Genomic DNA, 19,038 nt, shown 5'->3' with positions numbered 1-19,038 from the left:
GCCGCCTAAGGCCACGAGGACTGACAGCCTTAGGCCAGGATCAGATCAGCCTGCACGGCTTGGCCGATCAGGTTAATGGCGAAATCGGCTTGTCCATCGCCGCCGAAGTCGACCCGTACCTGGGTGTTGTTTTTGTCATCGGTGCTGAGCACGATCTGCCCGGCCTGGGCATCAAACTCATCAGCGAAGGCGAACTTGCCGCCGCCGTTGATAAATTTGCCCAAGCCAGACAGATCAATGCGATCTTCACCGCTGGCAAAGTCGAGAATGAAGTCGGCTGCCGCCACGGTTGAATCACTCACCTCGGTGTAGATAAACAGGTCGCGGCCCTGTCCACCGACCAAGGTGTCGGCACCGGCACCACCAAACAACTGATCGTTGCCACCGCCACCAAACAGCTGATCATTGCCGGCATTGCCACGCAGGATGTTGGCGCTGTCGTTGCCAATGATGATGTTGTTCAACTCGTTGCCGGTACCATTGATCGCACCGTTACCGGTCAGGTAGAGGTTCTCGACGTTGGCACTGAGGCTGTAGCTGACCGACGCTTGCACGCTGTCGATGCCTTCGCCGCGGTTCTCGAACACCTGGTCGCCGACGTTATCGACGATATAGGTGTCGTCGTTGCCGCCACCGTAGAGTTTGTCCCGACCCAGGCCGCCATCCAGCACATCGTTACCGTCTTTACCGAACAGCGTGTCGTTGCCCCAGCCGCCGGAAATATGGTCATTGCCGGAACCGCCTTGCAGCACGTCGGAGAAGATCGAGCCCTTAACCACCTGATCGGTCTTAGGTGCTTCCCAGATCCCTTTGAGCAGCAGGTCCAGGCTGTTAACCACCGTCTCAGGATTACCGCTGAGCAGCTCCTTCACAAAGCGCAGACCGCCACCCACGTTGGAGAACAAGGCAGTCACCACACCGCCGAGAGACCCGAGCAGACCCACTTCAGCCGGCGACGGGAACTTCACGTAGTTCTCGCCGAAGCCCAACGGCGGCGGGAATACATCGCCAATCACCCCGGCCCAGGCACTGCGTGGTAACCCGAGGTTGTCCAGCGCCTGGCTGACGTCGGTGGCCACCACGTCCTTGGCGGCGGGCATGCCACCGGCTTGCACGGAGTCGAGGATGACCAGCTTGGCCAAGTTGTCCGAGGCCGCCTGGAACTGCTCCTCGGTAATCGGGGTGCCCTTCAAGGCGCTAGCCGTGCGGGTCGAGCCGCGCACAAACTCAGCGAATACAGAACTGTCGCCGGCGTTAATCCCTACGACGTCACTGATCCAGCTTTCCAGCTTGACCAACTCACGGGCTTTTTCGTCGCCAAACAGATAGATAAAAGTAGGCTGGCCGTTACCGGCATAAGCCACCCGCGCCTCATGCACGATATCGCGGATGTAACGATAACCATCGGCATATTGCTCGGTCTCGCTCAGGTGGAGCAGATGGGCTTTCTGCTCCTCGGTGAAACTTACCAGCACATTTCCATTACTAAATGCCATTGGCCATCTCCCTATAAGCTCAACTAACCAGCACTGTTACGCTTAAGCGCGTAACAGTGCTATGGAGTTAGTGCAAATTAAGCACTTTTCCACTCTTGCTCGTAGTGGCCAGGATTGACCGCATTGTAAGTACCGCCCAAAGCATCGCCAACACCTTTAGCCACGCCTTGCAGGTCAGCAATAAGTTTATCGCCAGCTTGGTGAACGATCGCATAACCCGGCACAGTGTTGTTTAGCGCTTGGCCCAACGGCGCGACGCTATTAAGTAAGCCATTGCTGATATCAACCGCGCCCTGCAAGGCACTACCCAGCAAACTACCAAACAAGCCGGCACCACTTACGGCGTCGATTTCATCCAGCGTCAGTTCAGCTACCAAGTTATCTTGCATGATCTTTCCCTCTATTAAGCTATGTATGCAGGCTAACTTTTAATTAGCCTGCAGCGTATTAGCCACACTCATTGCAGGCCTATACCACGGGGGTTTGGCCCATTCACACAGACTTTATCGACATCCCTACAAACAGACTGTGCGCGCAAATGATTACGAGAAAATAAAGACACAGGCAAGCGCGCCGAATAAAATTAGTTGCTCTAACTATATAATTAGCACCTTAGTCCGCCCTATGTACTACATAGAGTACAAGAGTGTCAGTCCAAGGCTTTTAAAATCGCTAATCTGTCGTCATTTAACAAGTTTAAATGTACCAAATAAGTGCAGCCAGTTTGTTGGCGCCAGATCATCTCAGTCTTTAATAAGTGCGTACCATTAAATCTATCAAAAGATTAACCATACTCAGTCGATAGCAGCCAATGGCCACCGCTTAGTTGTTAACAAAAAAACACAAAGCAAGCCAGCTCGGAGCTATTGGCCGGCACTCCTTATTTCAAAATAACGCTTATCTCACGCTAAATAATTGAACTAAAGTTCCGCTGCAATACAGGCAAGCCTCTGGGCAAACTCAAGAATCAGAATGATCCGGTATACTGCGCAACTTAATTGCTTATCGCTAATTAGCTCATTGCCCAATCCTTATGTGGTGGAACCTCCACCGCTATTGCGGCTCTGATCTAACTTGGTCTGCTTGGGAGAAAGTGCCGTGCGTCTTTGTGTGTTTTGTGGCTCCAACGCGGGCCGCCAACCGGCCTATGTCGAAACCGCCAGCGCGCTGGGCCAGGCTTTGGCGCAGGCCCATATCGGCGTGGTTTACGGTGGCGCGTCAGTCGGTTTGATGGGCGCGGTGGCCAATGCCGCGCTGGCCGCCGACGGCGAGGTGATTGGCGTAATCCCCCATGCCCTATGGGAAAAAGAAGTCGGCCATAAGGGCCTTAAAGACCTGCGCGTGGTCGACTCCATGCACCAACGCAAAGCCCTGATGGCCGAGCTGGCCGACGGTTTTATCGCCATGCCCGGCGGCGCCGGTACCTTAGAAGAGCTGTTCGAGGTGTGGACCTGGGCGCAATTGGGTCACCATCAAAAGCCCTGCGCGCTGCTCAATATCAACGGCTATTACGATCACCTGATCGAGTTTCTCGACCACGTCGCCGGCGAAGCTTTTATGCAGCCGCAACACCGCGACATGCTGATCGTGGCCGACACCATCGACGACCTGCTGGCTGCCATTGCCAACTATCAAGCGCCCCAGGTAAGCAAGTGGATCGCTCCAGTAAAGGGCTGACCACGCGCTTTACTGCCGGCAAAAAAAACGCCCCTCTCGAGGGGCGTTTCAACTGATCCTGCAAGCGGCAGGACTCGTTGCAACTCGTCTTAGTTGTCAGGGCAACCGTTACCCATGATCAGGTATTCCATGGTGTGCTGCTGACCTTGGTGGTCTAGGTAAGTCATGTGTACCGGCACTACGCCGCAGACATCTGGGACCGGATCGCGATGCAAAACCTTGGCGATGTCGAGGTGAGAGCCGTAATGGTATTGCTCAACTACAGCGTCATCAGCCAGGGCCATTTGGCTGCCCATCAGTACCAGCGAAGAAGCGATTAAGGCGTTAAACAGTTTCATTTCAAAGTGTCCCAACAGTGCAAACGGTTAAGTTCGTCTTCAGTCGGAATGTTGAGGGGCTGAAGGCTCAACGAAACGGGGCGGGTTGTTTGCGAAGACCCGATGATTTCCGCGCTTCGTGGCTTTGTTTGGAAGCTGGGCACAGTTTATCGCCCGACAATTTTTGATAAATCCGTGTTCTGGCAAAGCATCGTTAGGGCAAAAGTAATAATGCCCGCCTCGCCGCAAAGCCCCTGGCTCAAGGCCTGCAGGGCCAGCGCCAACAATCTAGATCAGGCTGCGGGTTGAATCCGCGGCGCGCTTGGATTACCTTCAGGCCCATCCACCGGAGTTAGTTATGTCGCTTGTCCTGTCTATCCCCCGTCTTGCTATGCACAGTGCCTCAGGCGCTGAGCTTGCCCGTGGGCCACAGGCAGCGCTGGCGTATCGCTTTTATGGGTATTGGTTTAGCCGCTGGCGCGCCTGATACCCCACAGGCGCCCTAGCAAAACAGGGTCGCCACCAGACAGTTTCTCGAAACCCCCGGTCGGCCTCCCGACCGGGGGTTTTGTTTTTTACCGCGTAAACCGCGCACCACTTGAGGATCACCACATGAACAGCACTGCCAACTACCGCTCTTATTACCGCTACGACTGGCGATTTAGCGCTGGCAGCCACGCCTGCCGAGCCATACGAACACCCCATCAGCCCAGTTAGTCAGCCGCGCGCAAACCTGCGCCCGGCTAAGGAAATCCAGCATGTCCGTAGCCCTGTCTGTACCTAGCCACACCCCTGCTCTGCATCTGATCAACGCCCCTGCGCGGCGCCAGACCAGCAGCCTGCCCAGCGCCAGCCAACTGCGTGAACAACTGCCCCTGAGTGCCGCCCTGGCCCTGCAAGTGGCACAGCAAAGACGCGCCATCCGCGCCATTCTCGACGGTGAAGATTCCCGTCTGCTGGTCGTCGTCGGCCCCTGCTCCCTGCACGATCCCGTCGCCGTCCTCGAATACGGCCAACGTCTCGCCGCATTAAGCCAACAGGTGAACGATAAGCTGTTGCTGGTGATGCGCGCCTACGTGGAAAAACCGCGCACCACCGTCGGCTGGAAAGGCCTGGTGTACGACCCCGATTTAGATGGCACAGGCAATATGGCCGCCGGGCTGCACGGCTCGCGCCAGCTGATGCTGAATCTGCTTGAGCTGGGCCTGCCATTGGCCAACGAGATTTTGCAGCCATTGGTGGCCAGCTACTTCGACGATCTCCTAGGCTGGGCCGCCATCGGCGCGCGCACCAGTGAGTCGCAAGTACACCGCGAACTGGTCAGCGGCTTAGATCTGCCAGTGGGCTTCAAGAATGGCACCGACGGCAGCCTCGGCATCGCCATCGACGCCATGCGCAGCGCCGCCCACGCCCACCAGCATTTCGGCGTGGATCAGCACGGTCATCCGGCGCTGGTGCAAACCCAGGGCAATCCGGATAGCCATCTGGTGCTGCGCGGCGGTCATGCCGGCCCTAACTACGACTCGGCCAGCGTCGCCCAGGCGCGCGCCGAGCTGGCCAAGCAAGGCATCGAGGCGAAGATCATGGTCGATTGCAGCCACGCCAACAGCGGCAAAAATCCGCTGCGCCAACCGGCCGTGCTGGACAGCGTGATCGAACAACGCTTAGCCGGTGATCACGCCCTGCGTGCGGTGATGATCGAAAGCCACCTGTTCGACGGTGCGCAGAGCCTCGGCGGCGAGCTGCGTTACGGGGTGTCGATCACCGACGCGTGCTTGGGTTGGGAAGGCACCGCACAGATGCTCCTGCAAGCGGCCCGGCGCCTACGCTGATGGCCTTGCCCTGACCCGGCGCCGCCTGAACCGGGTCAGCAGTGCCGATGGGCAGTCAGTGCCTGACCTAGTCGCTCTTATTCAACAGCCGCCGCAGCAATGCCAGGGCCTCGTCGATCACCGGCACGCTGCTCAGTAGCACCAGCACAATGGCCAGTGGCACGGTGGCGATATAGCCCAGGTGGGTAAAGCCGAAGGCACCGGCCACGCCGCCGCAGAAGAAGGCCAGGGCCAGCCATAGCATCAGCCACAGCTTGTCGCGGTCAGCCGTGACCCGGGGCACGTCATCGTTGCGATAGCGGTTCCAGTAGAGCATGCGCCCCAGCTCAATCCCGAAGTCGGTGACGATACCGGTGATATGGGTGGTGCGGATTTCGGCCCGCGATACCTTGGTAATCAAGGCGTTTTGCAGGCCCATCAAAAAGCACAGCCACAGCACCGTCAGCGGTACCAGCAGTCCGGTGATTTGCGCCAGGCTGCCGCCCAGCAAGCCAAAACACAGCAACAGCAGCGCCTCCAATAACAGCGGCCAGGCAAATTCGCTGTGCAGGCCTCGGCGATGGCCGTAGCTGATGATCATCGATGAACAGGCCGCGCCCAACACAAAGGCCAACACCGCCGCGCCGCCCACCCACAGCAAGTGGTACTGAGCCTGCACCAGATGCTCGGCCATGCTCGAAACAATCCCGGTGACGTGGGACGTGTATTGCTGCACCGCGACAAAACCGCCGGCGTTAATCGCTCCGGCGACAAAGCACAGGGCAATGCCCAACTGGCGGTTGGCCGCCGCGCTGCGCTGATGACCAGTAAGGGCACGGGCAAAACGAATGGGCATGACAGACCTTATCTGCAAAAGCGCCAGCCATGGCTCACCGCCGGCGCAACCAAGCAAGGATCAACCACGCAGACGCACAAATACGGGCTGGCTAACGGGGCTCTGTGGGCAACCGCCGTGCTAACACACGCTGACCTTGCCGGCGCATTAACGACAACCGACAAGCCTGATACAGCGCGGGCTGACCTGACTTCAGTGAGGCCGTGGACGCTTTTTATACAGAGCCTAGGTCGTGGGAGAAGCCTGCGCGCGCAGGTCAGAGCGGCACCGCGCCGGACTGTTTATTGCGGCTCAATAAACCCTTGGCAGCGCTGCTGAATCAAACTTGGCCAAACGCCAACTAAGCCCACAACAGCTAGGATTTGCCCCACGCGGCAAGCCGCCACAGCACAAAGCCGGCTCTACCATAGCGGATTTGCGCCGTGCGGACAGAGAGCCAATTGGCTAAATAGCGCAGCGCGCCAGCAAGCGCTGGGGACAACGCTGCGCTGATGCCGTCTCCCAGAAGTCAATTGCTCGACAATCGATCACTAGCAACATGTGTACTACATGCTGAGGTCACAGACTCCGCCAGCCACTCGAATAAGTTAGCAGTGCCTCGTCTGACTGAGCCAGCACCGCTGTAAAGGCTTAGGTAGAGCGTTCCACGTGGAACACTTAACGCGTTTACGGCATTTTGATCGCCAATAGCCCTGAACCTAAGTCTGACGATCGGCTCGACAACACGGGCTCACTTCCCCTGCTCAGCCCGGCCTGTAATGACAATGAGGTTGAACTGACGCTGGGGCGCAACGCCTGCGCTAAAGCGCAGGTGGAGGTGCCGTGGCACTTCTGCGTTTGCCGCCCGCAGCCACTGCACGCTAACGCTTGGGGTTATGCACCGGGACTAGCGCCCCAGTTTGTATTGCCCAGCGGCTTTGCTCAATGGCACCCGGCGCCGTTAAAAGCCGCCGGTAGGGCGCACGACGATTTCGCTGCTGTCGACCTGCTCCGGTTGGTTGATCACATGGGCGATGGCCTGGGCAATCGCCTCAGGCGGCAAGGCGTTTTGCCGAAACTGGCGCATGGCCTCGGCCGCACCGGGATCGCTGATGCTGTCGGCCAACTCCGACTCCACCACCCCCGGATATACGCACGTCACCCGCAGGTAAGGATGCTCCTGGCGCAAGCCATCGGAGATCGCCCGTACGGCGAACTTAGTCGCGCAATACACCGCTGCCGTTGGCACCACGGTCAAACCACCAATCGACGAGATATTGATCACCTGGCCGCTGCCCTGGCGCTGCAAGGTCGGCAACACTGCCGCGATGCCATGCAGCACGCCGCTTACATTCACATCGAGCATGCGCTGCCACTCATCCAGTTTAAGCGCGGCCAGCGGCGACAAGGGCATGATCCCGGCGTTGTTGATCATCACGTCGATGCGACCGTACAGCTGCAACGCTCGCTGGGCAAAGGCCTGCACTTGCTGCGCCTGTGTCACATCCAGCGTGCAGTAATGCACCTCGCCGCCGCTGGCGCGCAGCGACTCGGCCAACGCCTGCAAGCGTTCGGTGCGCCGCGCACCAATTAACAAACGATGGCCCTGGGCACATAACAGGCGCACCGTGGCCGCACCAATGCCACTGCTGGCGCCGGTGAGCAAAATAACTTTGGCGGTGGGTTGTAGGGTCATGGCAGCACTTCCTTAGCAGAACTGAGTAGCGCTTCATGCTAGGCAGATGCGCTGCCCGGGCTAAGTGGTATTGCTCTGCAAAGCTTGCCTAAAACTATTGGCCACGCCCTAACACCCGGGCATCGCTGCTATATTTTTGCCTATTCATCAGCCTGAGCCACGTCCATGGATCACCGCCCTGCTCCCAGCCCGCCGCAACAACGCATGTTGGAGCTGATGCTGCAACTGGCCCCCAATGAAGGCTACAGCGCCACCTTGGTGGAGGGTGTGACGTTGATGCGCGCTAACCAGGCGATGGCCAGCACCCCGGCGCTGTATGAGCCGAGCATCGTGATTGTGCTGCAAGGCAGTAAGCGCGGTGTCCATGGCGGCAAGCTGTACGTCTACGACGCCGAGCATTATCTGGTGCTGTCAGTGCCGCTACCGTTCAGCATCGAAACCCAGGCCAGTGCCGAGCAGCCCATGCTCGGCCTGGCCCTGCGCATCGATCCCAGTCTCACGGCCGAGCTGGCCTTAGATGTCCCTGAGCCGGCCCACAGCGAGCCGCTGCCGCTGTATGCCAGCCCTATCGACAGCGCCTTGCAAGACGCCACGTTGCGCCTGCTGCAAGCCTTAAGCTGCGCCACGGACGCACGGATACTCGGCCCGGCGCTGGTGCGTGAGATCACCTACCGCGTGCTCACGGGCGCACAAGGCGCCAGCCTGCGCGCGGCGCTGCAAACCAACAGCCATTTCGGTCGTATCGCCAAGGTGCTGCGGCTTATCCACAGCCAGTTCCACACGCCCTTGGATGTGCCCACCTTGGCCCGCCAGGCGCACCTCAGCGTGGCGGCCTTCCATGTGCACTTCAAGGCCGTCACGGCCACCTCGCCGTTGCAGTACATCAAAGCCATGCGCCTGCATCAGGCGCGCTTGCTGATGATCCGCCAGGGCTTGAACGCCGCCAGCGCCGCCGCCGAGGTCGGCTATCAAAGCCCGACCCAGTTCAGTCGCGAATTTCGCCGTCTGTTTGGCCGCAGCCCCAGCGCCGAGGCACGTCATCTGCAAAACCTGCTGGCCTTGGCGCCAGCGCCGTTAAGCGCGGCATAGCGCGCTACGGCGCGACAGCTGGGGATAGCGCTTAGCGCTTGGACTGCTTCGCCGCACCACGGGGCAGACGATTGCGCCCCGGCAGCTGCTGCAAACGCGCCAGCCACTCGGCACGGGCGGATTGACGGGGTATTGGCGCCGTGGCGTTATCACTCGGCGCTGCCACCACAGCGGGTGCCTCGCTGGGCACGCTGCTCGGCGCAGGTGCAGGCTTCGCCACGGGGACCGCGGTCGCGACGGCAAGCGCCGGGCCCGGCGCAACGCTCAACGCAGTCGGCGCAGCAAGCGGCGCTTCGTCAGGCGCTTGGCTCGCGGCTCGCGCAGGCTGCTCTGCAGCCGCCTTGGCGGCTTTAGCGGCGGCGCGTAAATCGGCCAGGCTTGGGGTTTTACGCACCGGTGCTGCGGCGAGTTTGGCCACCGCCTGCTGGCAGCGCTTGCAGCTCACCTGCGCCTGATCCTGGGTGCTATTAAGGCTTAATCCCTTGCGCCCGCATGCTGTGTTCTCGGGCGTTGCGCCGTAATGAATAACCAAACTGATCTCTCCTGTTTCTCGGGCGCGGGATTTTACACGCTGAGCCAGCTTGGCCGAACAATTAAGCCGCAAAGCATGGCCAAACAGTCGACACCACGGCTGTGCTTAAGCCGCGCTCGCGGGCTGGCGAACGCTTTGCGCCATGACGCGCATGGCGTCGATGACCGTTAGGTTTAAGCAGCGGCCTGGATCTTGGCCTCTTTAGCAAAAAATGCCGCGAACCAAATCCGTCTGTTTAAAAGGATTTCTGCCAAGCGCCTGATCCTTGGCTTAGTCCTTACTCGCATAAGGATTGACTGGCGCCTCGCCCTGCCCCCGCTCAGCCCGAGCCGCCTCAACACAGCGCAGCTTAGGCCAGGTCGCCGGCCAGTTTTTCGTGCGCAGGCGCTCGGCATAAATCGTCTGTTTATCGTCGGCGAAGCGGGGCGTTGGCCGTACCAGCAACTGAAACAGATCGTCCAGGCCAAACGGTGCGGCGATCTCAAGCTGGTCAGCAGGATTAAGTCTGGCGCCCACAGCGGTGGCGGTTTCGCACCAGTAGCGCATGGCGTCGGTGGTGGAGGCATAGGGTAAGTCCGCGTTACGCAGATGCATGCGCGCCTGGTTTTTTACCGACCAATTATGCCGGTTGTCCGCCCGCCTCAAGGCCTGCTCAAGGCGGGCGTCCGCCTCGGCGCTGGCCTGCGCCGGGTCAAACCAGAGCACGTCGATATCGGCCAAGGGCGTGGGCGCGCTAAAGCCATGCAGGTGATCCCACACGGCATTGCGCACAAAGCCGGCAGCCACCCAGCAGTCGGGCAGGTTGAGGTCGCGCACCTGGCGCAATACCTCCAGGCGCAGCGGCTCAGCCGTGAGGATGGCGCAAAGCTTAGCGTGCAAGGACATGACTAAAGGCTCGCGGTGGCGAAGGCCGCCAGCCTAGCAAAACCCTTAACACGCCGGGGCGCTGGTGATCTGTTCAGGGCTTGGGCAGATAGCCCGGCAAGGTTTCGATGCGGTTTATCCACTGCCCGATATGGCTGTACGGGGTGATATCCACACCACCTTCATGGGCCAGGGCCACGTACGGGTACACCGCGCAATCGGCAATGCTCGGGCGGCCAATGGCGAGCCAGTCGTGGGTTTTAAGATGCTGATCGAGAATCGCCAATACGCGTGCGGATTTGTCCACCGCAGCGGCTTGATCCAGGGCATAGCCAAACTTCTGCACCAACCGTGCGGCACTCAGGCTGTGTTGCACCTCGTTGGCGGCAAACGACAGCCACTGCACGATCTGCGCCTGGCCTTGCACCTGCGCCGGCCACCAAGCCAAGCCGCCGTAGGCACCAGCCAGGTACACCAGAATGGCCTGAGCGTCGTACAGCACTTGCTTACCATCGAGCAGAATCGGCAATTCGCCCCGTGGGTTGAGGTCCAGCAGCGGCGCGCGTTTGTGTTCGCCAGCCAGGAAGTCCACCGGCACGATTTCCAGCTGGATATTGGCCAAGGCGGCAAACAGACGGACTTTGTAGCAGTTACCGGAAGGGTCTAGGTCATACAGCTTCATGGGGCTTCTCCGTGGATAAGTTGGTTAAATTCCAGAACGTTTCCGTCCGGGTCGCGGATAAACAGGGCGATGCGTCTGGGGCCAATGGCGTGCGGCCCTTCGGTAATGGCGATGCCCTGCGCGCCCAGCCACTGCTGCAAGGCTTGCAGGTCATCGACGATAAAGGCCGGATGGGTCATGCCCGGCAGCTTGACCGGGGCGTCGAGTAAGGCATTGTGAGCGTCCGGCTGGCGCGCGCCGTTGAAGATCAGGTTGATCCGCACGCCATCGGCCGTGAGCATCTCGTTGGCCTCGTACAATGGGAAATCGGCACTCTGAACAAAGCCCAAAGCCTGATAAAAAGCCATGGCCCTGGGCTTGTCGCTGACGCGAATGCCGATATGGTCGTAGGCACTAATTCTTGCGGGGTTTACTGGAGTGTTCATCACTGTGCTCTGTGCTGCCTAACAGTGCTTGCAGTGTCAGGTCTCCCGCGCCTTTCACCTATACCGCCAAGCTGACAACAGCTATGCACCCTTCGCACTAATCCGGAAGTTGACAATGGACAGGCTCAAAGCAATCGCCAATTTCGTACGCATCGTCGACAGCGGCAGCCTCAGCGCGGCCGCCACTGTCACCGGGCAGTCGCTGGCCTCGTTGGTGCGCTCCTTGGCGGCGCTGGAAAAACACCTGGGCGTGCGCCTGCTTAACCGCAGCACCCGGAGCATGGCCCTGACCAGTGAGGGCGCCGAATACCTGGCCTGGAGCCGACGCATGCTGGCCGAGTTCGATGAGATGGAGCAGCGCCTGGACGGCCGCGATGGGGTGATGCGCGGCCAGTTACGCATCACCGCGCCGGTGGAGTTCGGCTCGCGTTATGTCGCCCCGCTGGTGAATGCCTTTTTGCAGGCGCACCCGGCGATGCGGATCGAGCTGAACCTGAGCGATCAGGTGGTGCCGCTGCTGGATGAGCGCCTCGATCTGGCTTTGCGCATTGGCCCGCTGCCTGACTCGGGGCTGCTGGCCCGCCCGGTCAGCAGCACGCGCCTGATCACCTGCGCCAGCCCCGAGTACCTGAGCAGCGCGGCGCCCATCGAGCAGCCTCATACCTTGCACGAGCACGCCTGCATCAGCACCAGCGCCCAGGGTCGGCATTGGTATTTTCGCAGTGGCGACAAACAGTGGGCGCAACAGGTCAATCCGCGCCTGCTCTGCTCCTCGGTGCGCGCGGCCAGCCTGGCCTGCGTGCAGGGCCTGGGGATTGCCCGGCTGATGCACTATCAAGTGGCGCAGGAGTTGGCTGACGGGCGCTTGCTGCGAATCTTGAGCGCTTTCGAGCCGGAGGATTTACCGATTCAGCTGGTCTATCCCCACTCGTTGCAGCTGTCGCCACGGGTCAAAGCCTTTGTCGACTGGGCCGGCCCGCAACTGCAGCAGCTGACCCCCGATGCGCGCCTGCTGTAGACCGCCAACAGCTCGCCGTTATCGAGATGGGCCTGAGCCATATAGGCGTGATCTGGCCAAACGATGGGATAGCCGCCGCTAAGGGCTGCCCTGGCGCTGCAGTTATCCACAGGCCTGGCGCATTTCAGCCCTAAGCCAAAGATGGGCAATGGCGAAGAAGCCAGGCCGGTATCTCGGAGATCAAAACTTGGCCCGTTCCCATGACTTTTCGCCTGTGCAGACAAGGGTTGCGAATGACAGCCACAGCATCAGCAAAGTGCTTAGGGTGATGCCGGAAACTCTGTCGAGAGGGCTTAATTCTGGTGTGACACGAAGGCCGGAAGATCCATACCGACCCAGCCATTTTCGCCGTGGTGCTTAGGCATCCCAACGCCGCGGAGCAAGACATCAGTGCGTACTGTCTGTTTAGCCCGCGCGGTAAGCTCACACCCCCCCGGTCAATGCGCTAGATAAGCGCGCCAGCCGCCGAAGTGGCTGATATCTTGCGCACAGGCCAGAGCATGGCTCTCGCAGATAAAACTGGTCAGCCAACTGCCATCGGCCAGCTCCACCTTGCCCAAGCCCAGAGGTGCTGGAATGCCGGTGAGGAACGAGCCCAGTTCGGCGCTGGGCAAGTCCCAGACTTCGACTTCAATCGCCACCCCAGCGTGGGTGACGCGATGTAAACCAGGGCGCTGCGGCGGGCCGCCAGGCAAGGCGTACAGACGATAATTGGGCGCGGTGCTGGTTTGCCGCAGCAAACGGCCGCCGCGATTACGCAATTGCCAGTTCAGCGCCAGGCCATCCAAATGCGCACCGCAAACCACCAACTGCGCCCGGTCATTGCGCGCCAGATTGACCGGCGCCGCTGCGCTGAGCGCCCGCTCACCCACCAACGGCAGAGCATGCAAACGTTGCAGTGCATCGGCCAACCCCAGCAGCCACTGATCGGTAAAGGCCCGCCCGAACAGGGTCACGCCCCAGGGCAGGCCGTTGCTCATGACCGCGCCAGGCACGGCCACGGCGGCGTAGTCGAGCAGGTTCATAAAGTTGGTGTACCAACCCAGCTCAGCGTTGCGCTGGACGGGCTCAGCGGCCAGCTCCGCCAGCGTCACCGGGCGCGGGTAGGCTGGGGTTAGCACGCAGTCCAACTCAGCCATCAGACGGTCACACTGGGCTTTCAGCTCCTGCAACTGGTACTGGGCGCGGAAGGCCTCCACGGCTGTGAGCTTCGGCGCTTTGCGCAGCACGTCGTGAATCACCGGCAACACGGCATCAGGCTGCTGCTCGATCAGATCGCCGGCCACGCTGTAACGCTCGGCCACCCATGGGCCTTCATAGAGCAAGCGCGCCGCTTGCAGAAACGGCGCAAAGTCGATTTCCACCGCCTCCCCCCCCAACTCGCGCAACTGCTCCACAGCCTGAGCAAACAGTGCCGGGCTTTGCGAGCAGCCGAGAAACTCCAACTGCCGAGGTACGCCAAAGCGAAAACCGGGCTGCGGCCGGCCAAAGGCGCTGGCGTCGTTCCACTGCGGGTTGCTGCGGCTATAGGCATCCCGTGGATCGAGTCGCGCCGTCAGACCCAGCAAACAGCTGGCCTCAGCGGCACTGGCGGTAAAGAACGTGGTGCAGTCGAGGGTACGACAGGCCGGCACCACGCCGGCGGTGGACAGCAGCCCCTTGGTCGCCTTCAACCCGACCAGATTATTCAGCGCCGCCGGCACCCGGCCACTGCCGGCGGTGTCGGTGCCGAGGGCAAAGCTGACCACGCCCAGCGCCACGGCCAGAGCAGAGCCGGCACTGGAACCACCGGACGGATAGTCCGGGTGCACACCGTTGCGGCAAGCGCCATAAGGCGAGCGCGTGCCGTTAAGGCCAGTGGCGAACTGATCCAGATTGGTCTTGCCGATGGGCACCGCACCCAGCGCGATTAACTGCTCGACCAGGGTCGCGCTTTGCTTCGGCACATAGGCGAACTCCGGGCAGGCGGCCGTGGTGGCAATGCCCGCCAGATCGATGTTGTCCTTAATCGCAAAGGGCACGCCGTACAGCGGCAAATCTGCGGGGTTGAGCCTGTCCAACGCGGCCAGATAAGGCTCCAGCTCGGCCTCGCTCAGCACATTGATAAACAGGTGATACTGCGGGTTTAGCGCCAGCGCTTGGTCACGCAATTGCCTAATCAGCTGGCGCGGGCGTAACTCGCCGGAGGCGTAGCTCGCCGCTAAGGCCTCCAAACGCAGATCAAATTTAAGTGGCATGTTCACTCTCCTTAATAGCCTTAGCCTCAATCACCACCACACACTGCCCCGCGCGCACCGCCGAGCCAGGCTGCACGCGGACCTCACGGACGATCCCGGCGCAGGGTGCGTCCAGGGCAATTTCCATCTTCATTGACTCAAGAATCACCAGCACTTCGCCGGCGCTGACCTGCTGCCCCACTTGCACCTGAACCTGCCAGAGGTTGCCGGCGATATGACTTTCGATGGCGCGCTGGCCGGCCGTCAGCGGCGCCTCGGCGGTCAGTTCGGCAGGCACTTCTGCGCTGTCGAAATGGGCTTGGCCGCTGGCGATCCAGCGCTGACGCTCAGCATCAAAGGCGGCCCGTTGCTGGCTGCGAAAGGCCTCGATGCCAGCGCTCTCGCGGCTGAGAAAGGCCTGGTACTCAGCCAGATTCAGGCGGCTGTCTTCGATGTGCAGCGGATAACGCCCCAAGGGGAAATCACGGCGGATCTGCAGCAGCTCTTCGGCGCTGACCGGGTAAAAGCGGATCTGGTCGAAAAAGCGCAACAGCCATGGCTTGCCGGCAAAGGCGGCAACCTCGCGGTAGCGGTTCCACATTTGCAGGGTGCGCCCAACAAACTGGTAACCACCCGGCCCTTCCATGCCGTACACGCACAGATAAGCGCCGCCGATGCCCACCGAGTTTTCTGCGGTCCAGGTGCGCGCCGGGTTGTATTTGGTGGTCACCAGGCGGTGGCGCGGATCGAGCGGCGTGGCCACCGGCGCGCCTAAGTAAACATCGCCTAAGCCCATCACCAGATAACTGGCCTCGAACACCGTGCGCTGCACCGCGTCGAGGTCAGTCAGAGCATTGATGCGGCGGATAAACTCCAGGTTGCTCGGGCACCAGGGCGCGTCTTTGCGCACCGTGGTCATGTATTTTTCGATGGCCAACTGGCAGGCCGGATCGTCCCAAGACAACGGCAAATGGACGATGCGCGACGGCACCGTTAAATCCGCTGCGTTGCATACGCCCTCCCACAATTCAGCGATGGCGCCCAACAACGTTTCCAGCGCCAGCACCTGCGGCTGGTAATGCACTTGCAGGGAGCGGATGCCCGGCGTCAGGTCGATCACCCCGGCAAGCGTCTTAGCCTCCAGCGCCTGCATCAGGGCATGGGCGCGAAAGCGCAGGACCAGGTCCAGCTCTGGCGCGCCGATCTCCAGCAGCAGATGGGTATCACCGGATAAACGTGCGAGCAAACGGCAATCGTCCTGGCCAAGCGTCAGCACGATCGGCGAGCTCAGCGCCGCCGGTTGCCAGTCCACAGCCACCGCATTCAGGCTATGCACTTCTGCCAACCGCGCCGCCGCCAAGCGCCGCGCGGTGGAGATATCCACAGGAACAAAGCGCAGCTTGTCGCCGGCCTTAAGCTGCCCCAGCTGCCACAGATCAGCCTCGATCACCGTCACCGGACAGACAAAACCACCGAGGCTGGGCCCGTCCGGGCCGAGGATCACCGGCATATCGCCGGTAAAGTCCACCGCGCCAATGGCGTAGGGATTGTCGTGAATGTTGGACGGATGCAAACCCGCCTCGCCGCCGCTGTCGCGCACCCACTCAGGCTTGGGCCCAATCAAACGCACACCGGTGCGGCTGGAGTTGAAGTGCACTTCCCAGTCGGTGTTGAAGAAGGTGTCGATATAGGCCGGGCTAAAGTATTCCGGCGCGCCATGGGGGCCGTAGATCACCCGCAGTTGCCGCACAGCCGGCAGATCGCTGTGCAACGCGGTTGGCAACGCCGCGCCAGCCACTGGGCTCTCCAGCGCCAGCAGGTGCAGCACATCGCCGGCGCGCAGGGCGCGGCCAGCGTGACCGCCAAACTGGCCGAGGGTGAAGGTGCTCTTGCTGCCCAGATAATCCGGCACCTGCACACCGCCACGGATAGCCAGATAGCTGCGCGCGCCTGCGGCGGCCATAGTGCCCAGCGCCAAGATGCTGCCAGCGGGGACAAACAGCGCGGTATTCAGCGCTTGTTCCACGTTGTTTAACCACAATGGGATAGGCGCACCGGTCACCGCCACCACGGCATCGCAGTTAAAGCGCAGGGCCGGCCCGCTCATGGTGATTTCCAACCCCGCCGCACTTGCCACATTGCCCAGCAAGCGGTTGCCCAAGCGTAAGGCGCGGTCGTCCATCGGCCCGGAGGGTGGCACGCCGACGGCCCAGTAACCGAGCCGGCCCGGTACGTCCTGCACGGTGGTTTGGGTGCCGGCGCTGATCACCTCAAAGGTTGTAACGCGGTACTCCAATGCCTCCAGACAACGGGTCCACGGCTCGCCGCTGGCAAACGGCGTGTCGGCGAGGATCTGGCGTAAATACCCGCGATTGGTTTCCACTCCATACAGCAGGCTGTCTCCAAGCGCCGCGTCCAAGCCCAAACGCGCTTGCTCGCGACTCGGCGCCCAAGCGATCAGCTTGGCGATCATCGGGTCGAAGTACGGCGGGATTTCACAGCCGGCCTCAACCCAGGTGTCGATACGCAGCTTGTGCCCGTCTGCGGCGGGGAACGCCAGCGCCGTCAGCAAGCCGGGACTGGGTTGGAAATCGCGCCCCGGATCTTCGGCATACAGCCGCGCCTGAATCGCATGGCCGCTTGGCTGCAAGCCCGTCGCCAGCTCGCTTAACGGCGCCAGAGTGCCGGCGGCCAGCTCGACCATCCAGCGCACCAAGTCCACGCCCCAGACCTGCTCGGTGACGCCGTGCTCAACCTGCAAGCGGGTGTTGACTTCAAGAAAGTAAAAGCGCTCAGCCTGCGCGTCATAGACAAACTCGACGGTGCCGGCGCTGCGATAATTCACCGCCCGGGCCAGTTTCAGCGCCGCCGCACACAGCGCCTCCGATATGCCGACTGGCAGGTTGGGCGCCGGGGTTTCTTCGAGCACCTTCTGGTTGCGCCGCTGCACCGAGCAGTCGCGCACGCCAAGGGCCAGCACCTCGCCACGACCGTCACCAAACACCTGCACTTCCAGGTGGCGGGCACGCTCGATGTACTTCTCGATAAACACCCCGGCGTCGCTGAAGTTGTTCTGCCCTAAGCGCCGCACCGTGTCGAAGGCTTCGCTCAGCTCCTCGGCCGAACGGCATACGCGCATGCCGATACCGCCACCGCCGGCGGTGCTTTTCAGCATCAGTGGATAACCCAGCTGCTCGCCGGCAGCCAGCGCGGCGGCGAGGTCTTCGAGCAACCCGGTGCCTTCGAGCAGCGGTACGCCTTGCTGTTTGGCCAAGGCGCGGGCGCTGTGCTTGAGGCCGAACACCCGCAGTTGCTCCGGCGTGGGGCCGACAAAGGCAATCCCGGCGGCCTCGCAGGCTTCGGCGAAGGCGGCGTTTTCTGAGAGAAAGCCATAGCCGGGGTGAATCGCCTGAGCGCCGCTTATGCGGGCGGCGGCAAGAATCTTATCCACAGCCAGATAGGTTGACCCGGCGCCGCCGTCCCCCAGGCTGATGGCCTGATCGGCCTGTTGCACATGCAGACTGGCCACATCGGCCTCGGCGTAGACACTCACGCCGCGAATTTTTAGGGCACGCAGGGTGCGCAACACGCGGCAAGCAATCGCGCCACGGTTGGCAATCAGAAGAGTGTCGATCATCTCGGTATTCCCGGGATGCGGGCCGTCCCGCAAGGTGGAAGCACACCGTGGTCGTCCACGGGGCAGCGCTACGCAGCGCCAAATCAAGAGCAGCAACCTGGCCCGGTCAGTCCCACACCAGCACTTGCGCCGGGGTCGGGTTCCAGCCGTTACAGGGGTTGTTCAGTTGCGGGCAGTTGGAGATCAGCACGATCACGTCTTTATGCGCCTTCAGCTCCACGTACTTACCGGCGGCGGAGATGCCGTCTTCAAAGGTCAGGCCGCCTTCAGGGGTGACCGGCACGTTCATGAAGAAGTTGATGTTGGCGCCGATGTCGCGCTTGTTCAGGCGCCCGTCATGCAGGCAGGCGCACAGGAAGTTGTCGCGGCAGCTGTGCATGTAGCGCTTGTCGTGGGCGTAGCGCACCGTGTTGCTCTCCTGGGCGCAGGCGCCGCCTAAGGTGTCGTGGCGGCCACAGGTGTCGGCGACGATGCTCAGCAGCGCCTGGCCGAGGTTGGAATACAGCACGCTGCCGGTGGTGAGATAAGCGTTGTTCTGCCGCCGCAGGGTGCGCTGCGGGTCGTAGCGTTCACGGGGATTGGCCGCGCTGTAGAACAGCGTGTCGATGGCTTGGTTACCTTGCAGATCAAGCAAGCGCAGGGTCTGCCCGGCTTTGACTTCAAACAGGTAAGGCTCGCCGGCCGGGATGGTGTGGCTGAAGCGCGCGCTATCAGCGCTGAGGGCACTGCTGGTCAGGCTCATG

The 19,038-nt window shown here is 61.3% G+C and carries 16 protein-coding genes; 4 read left to right on the top strand and 12 right to left on the bottom strand.

The window, feature by feature from the left end; translation table 11 throughout:
• Positions 1 to 29: 29 nt before the first annotated feature.
• A complete protein-coding gene (locus tag NTD81_RS18725; RefSeq protein WP_262184249.1) occupies positions 30 to 1,496 on the bottom strand; it encodes a calcium-binding protein in 1,467 nt (488 codons plus the stop codon).
• 77 nt (positions 1,497 to 1,573) lie between these two features.
• A complete protein-coding gene (locus NTD81_RS18720; protein ID WP_262184248.1) occupies positions 1,574 to 1,885 on the bottom strand; it encodes a hypothetical protein in 312 nt (103 codons plus the stop codon).
• Positions 1,886 to 2,594: 709 nt separating this feature from the next.
• On the opposite strand from NTD81_RS18720, the gene NTD81_RS18715 reads away from it, so the two are divergent.
• Complete coding sequence (locus tag NTD81_RS18715) at positions 2,595 to 3,173, top strand: TIGR00730 family Rossman fold protein (protein ID WP_262184247.1); 579 nt, start codon at positions 2,595 to 2,597, stop codon at positions 3,171 to 3,173.
• Between the two features lie 89 nt (positions 3,174 to 3,262).
• Here the strand turns inward: NTD81_RS18715 and NTD81_RS18710 are convergent, their stop codons facing one another.
• A complete protein-coding gene (locus NTD81_RS18710) occupies positions 3,263 to 3,511 on the bottom strand; it encodes a DUF2790 domain-containing protein (RefSeq protein WP_262184246.1) in 249 nt (82 codons plus the stop codon).
• Between the two features lie 737 nt (positions 3,512 to 4,248).
• Here NTD81_RS18710 and NTD81_RS18705 point away from each other — a divergent pair.
• The gene (locus NTD81_RS18705; RefSeq protein ID WP_262184245.1) at positions 4,249 to 5,322 is read left to right on the top strand and encodes a 3-deoxy-7-phosphoheptulonate synthase; all 1,074 of its coding nucleotides are present in this window, start codon (positions 4,249 to 4,251) and stop codon (positions 5,320 to 5,322) included.
• Between the two features lie 67 nt (positions 5,323 to 5,389).
• Here NTD81_RS18705 and NTD81_RS18700 read toward each other — a convergent pair whose 3' ends face one another.
• Both NTD81_RS18700 and NTD81_RS18695 read right to left on the bottom strand, forming a co-directional pair.
• Positions 5,390 to 6,157, bottom strand: a complete 768-nt coding sequence (locus NTD81_RS18700) for a YoaK family protein (RefSeq protein WP_262184244.1) — start codon at positions 6,155 to 6,157, stop codon at positions 5,390 to 5,392.
• 940 nt (positions 6,158 to 7,097) lie between these two features.
• Positions 7,098 to 7,832: an SDR family oxidoreductase gene (locus NTD81_RS18695; protein WP_262184243.1), complete on the bottom strand. Its 735-nt coding sequence runs from the start codon at positions 7,830 to 7,832 to the stop codon at positions 7,098 to 7,100.
• A 165-nt stretch (positions 7,833 to 7,997) separates the two neighbouring features.
• On the opposite strand from NTD81_RS18695, the gene NTD81_RS18690 reads away from it, so the two are divergent.
• The gene (locus tag NTD81_RS18690) at positions 7,998 to 8,921 is read left to right on the top strand and encodes an AraC family transcriptional regulator (RefSeq protein WP_262184241.1); all 924 of its coding nucleotides are present in this window, start codon (positions 7,998 to 8,000) and stop codon (positions 8,919 to 8,921) included.
• A 31-nt stretch (positions 8,922 to 8,952) separates the two neighbouring features.
• On the opposite strand, the gene NTD81_RS18685 is transcribed toward NTD81_RS18690, so the two are convergent.
• From NTD81_RS18685 to NTD81_RS18670, 4 genes are all read right to left on the bottom strand, one after another.
• A complete protein-coding gene (locus NTD81_RS18685) occupies positions 8,953 to 9,453 on the bottom strand; it encodes a hypothetical protein (protein WP_262184240.1) in 501 nt (166 codons plus the stop codon).
• A gap of 270 nt (positions 9,454 to 9,723) precedes the next feature.
• Positions 9,724 to 10,338 (bottom strand): nucleotidyltransferase family protein, encoded by a 615-nt coding sequence (locus NTD81_RS18680; RefSeq protein ID WP_262184239.1) that lies wholly within the window; start codon positions 10,336 to 10,338, stop codon positions 9,724 to 9,726.
• 73 nt (positions 10,339 to 10,411) lie between these two features.
• Positions 10,412 to 10,999 (bottom strand): glutathione S-transferase family protein, encoded by a 588-nt coding sequence (locus NTD81_RS18675; RefSeq protein ID WP_262184238.1) that lies wholly within the window; start codon positions 10,997 to 10,999, stop codon positions 10,412 to 10,414.
• Positions 10,996 to 11,424 (bottom strand): VOC family protein, encoded by a 429-nt coding sequence (locus NTD81_RS18670; RefSeq protein WP_262184237.1) that lies wholly within the window; start codon positions 11,422 to 11,424, stop codon positions 10,996 to 10,998. The genes NTD81_RS18675 and NTD81_RS18670 overlap by 4 nt, the downstream gene beginning before the upstream one ends.
• Before the next feature lie 115 nt (positions 11,425 to 11,539).
• Here NTD81_RS18670 and NTD81_RS18665 point away from each other — a divergent pair, with 115 nt between their 5' ends.
• The gene (locus tag NTD81_RS18665; RefSeq protein ID WP_262184236.1) at positions 11,540 to 12,442 is read left to right on the top strand and encodes a LysR family transcriptional regulator; all 903 of its coding nucleotides are present in this window, start codon (positions 11,540 to 11,542) and stop codon (positions 12,440 to 12,442) included.
• Between the two features lie 437 nt (positions 12,443 to 12,879).
• Here the strand turns inward: NTD81_RS18665 and atzF are convergent, their stop codons facing one another.
• The 3 genes from atzF to NTD81_RS18650 all read right to left on the bottom strand — a co-directional run bounded on the left by atzF (position 12,880) and on the right by NTD81_RS18650 (position 19,037).
• Positions 12,880 to 14,679, bottom strand: coding sequence for an allophanate hydrolase (atzF, locus tag NTD81_RS18660; RefSeq protein WP_262184235.1), 1,800 nt, complete (start codon positions 14,677 to 14,679; stop codon positions 12,880 to 12,882).
• Complete coding sequence (uca, locus tag NTD81_RS18655; RefSeq protein WP_262184233.1) at positions 14,669 to 18,295, bottom strand: urea carboxylase; 3,627 nt, start codon at positions 18,293 to 18,295, stop codon at positions 14,669 to 14,671. Before uca ends, atzF begins: the two co-directional genes overlap by 11 nt.
• A gap of 106 nt (positions 18,296 to 18,401) precedes the next feature.
• Positions 18,402 to 19,037, bottom strand: a complete 636-nt coding sequence (locus tag NTD81_RS18650; protein ID WP_262184232.1) for an urea amidolyase associated protein UAAP2 — start codon at positions 19,035 to 19,037, stop codon at positions 18,402 to 18,404.
• Between the last annotated feature and the right edge of the window lies 1 nt (position 19,038).

Source organism: Pseudomonas sp. 5P_3.1_Bac2 (genome assembly GCF_025465995.1).
Classification (GTDB): domain Bacteria; phylum Pseudomonadota; class Gammaproteobacteria; order Pseudomonadales; family Pseudomonadaceae; genus Aquipseudomonas.
This window is presented reverse-complemented; position numbering and strand designations above follow the sequence as displayed.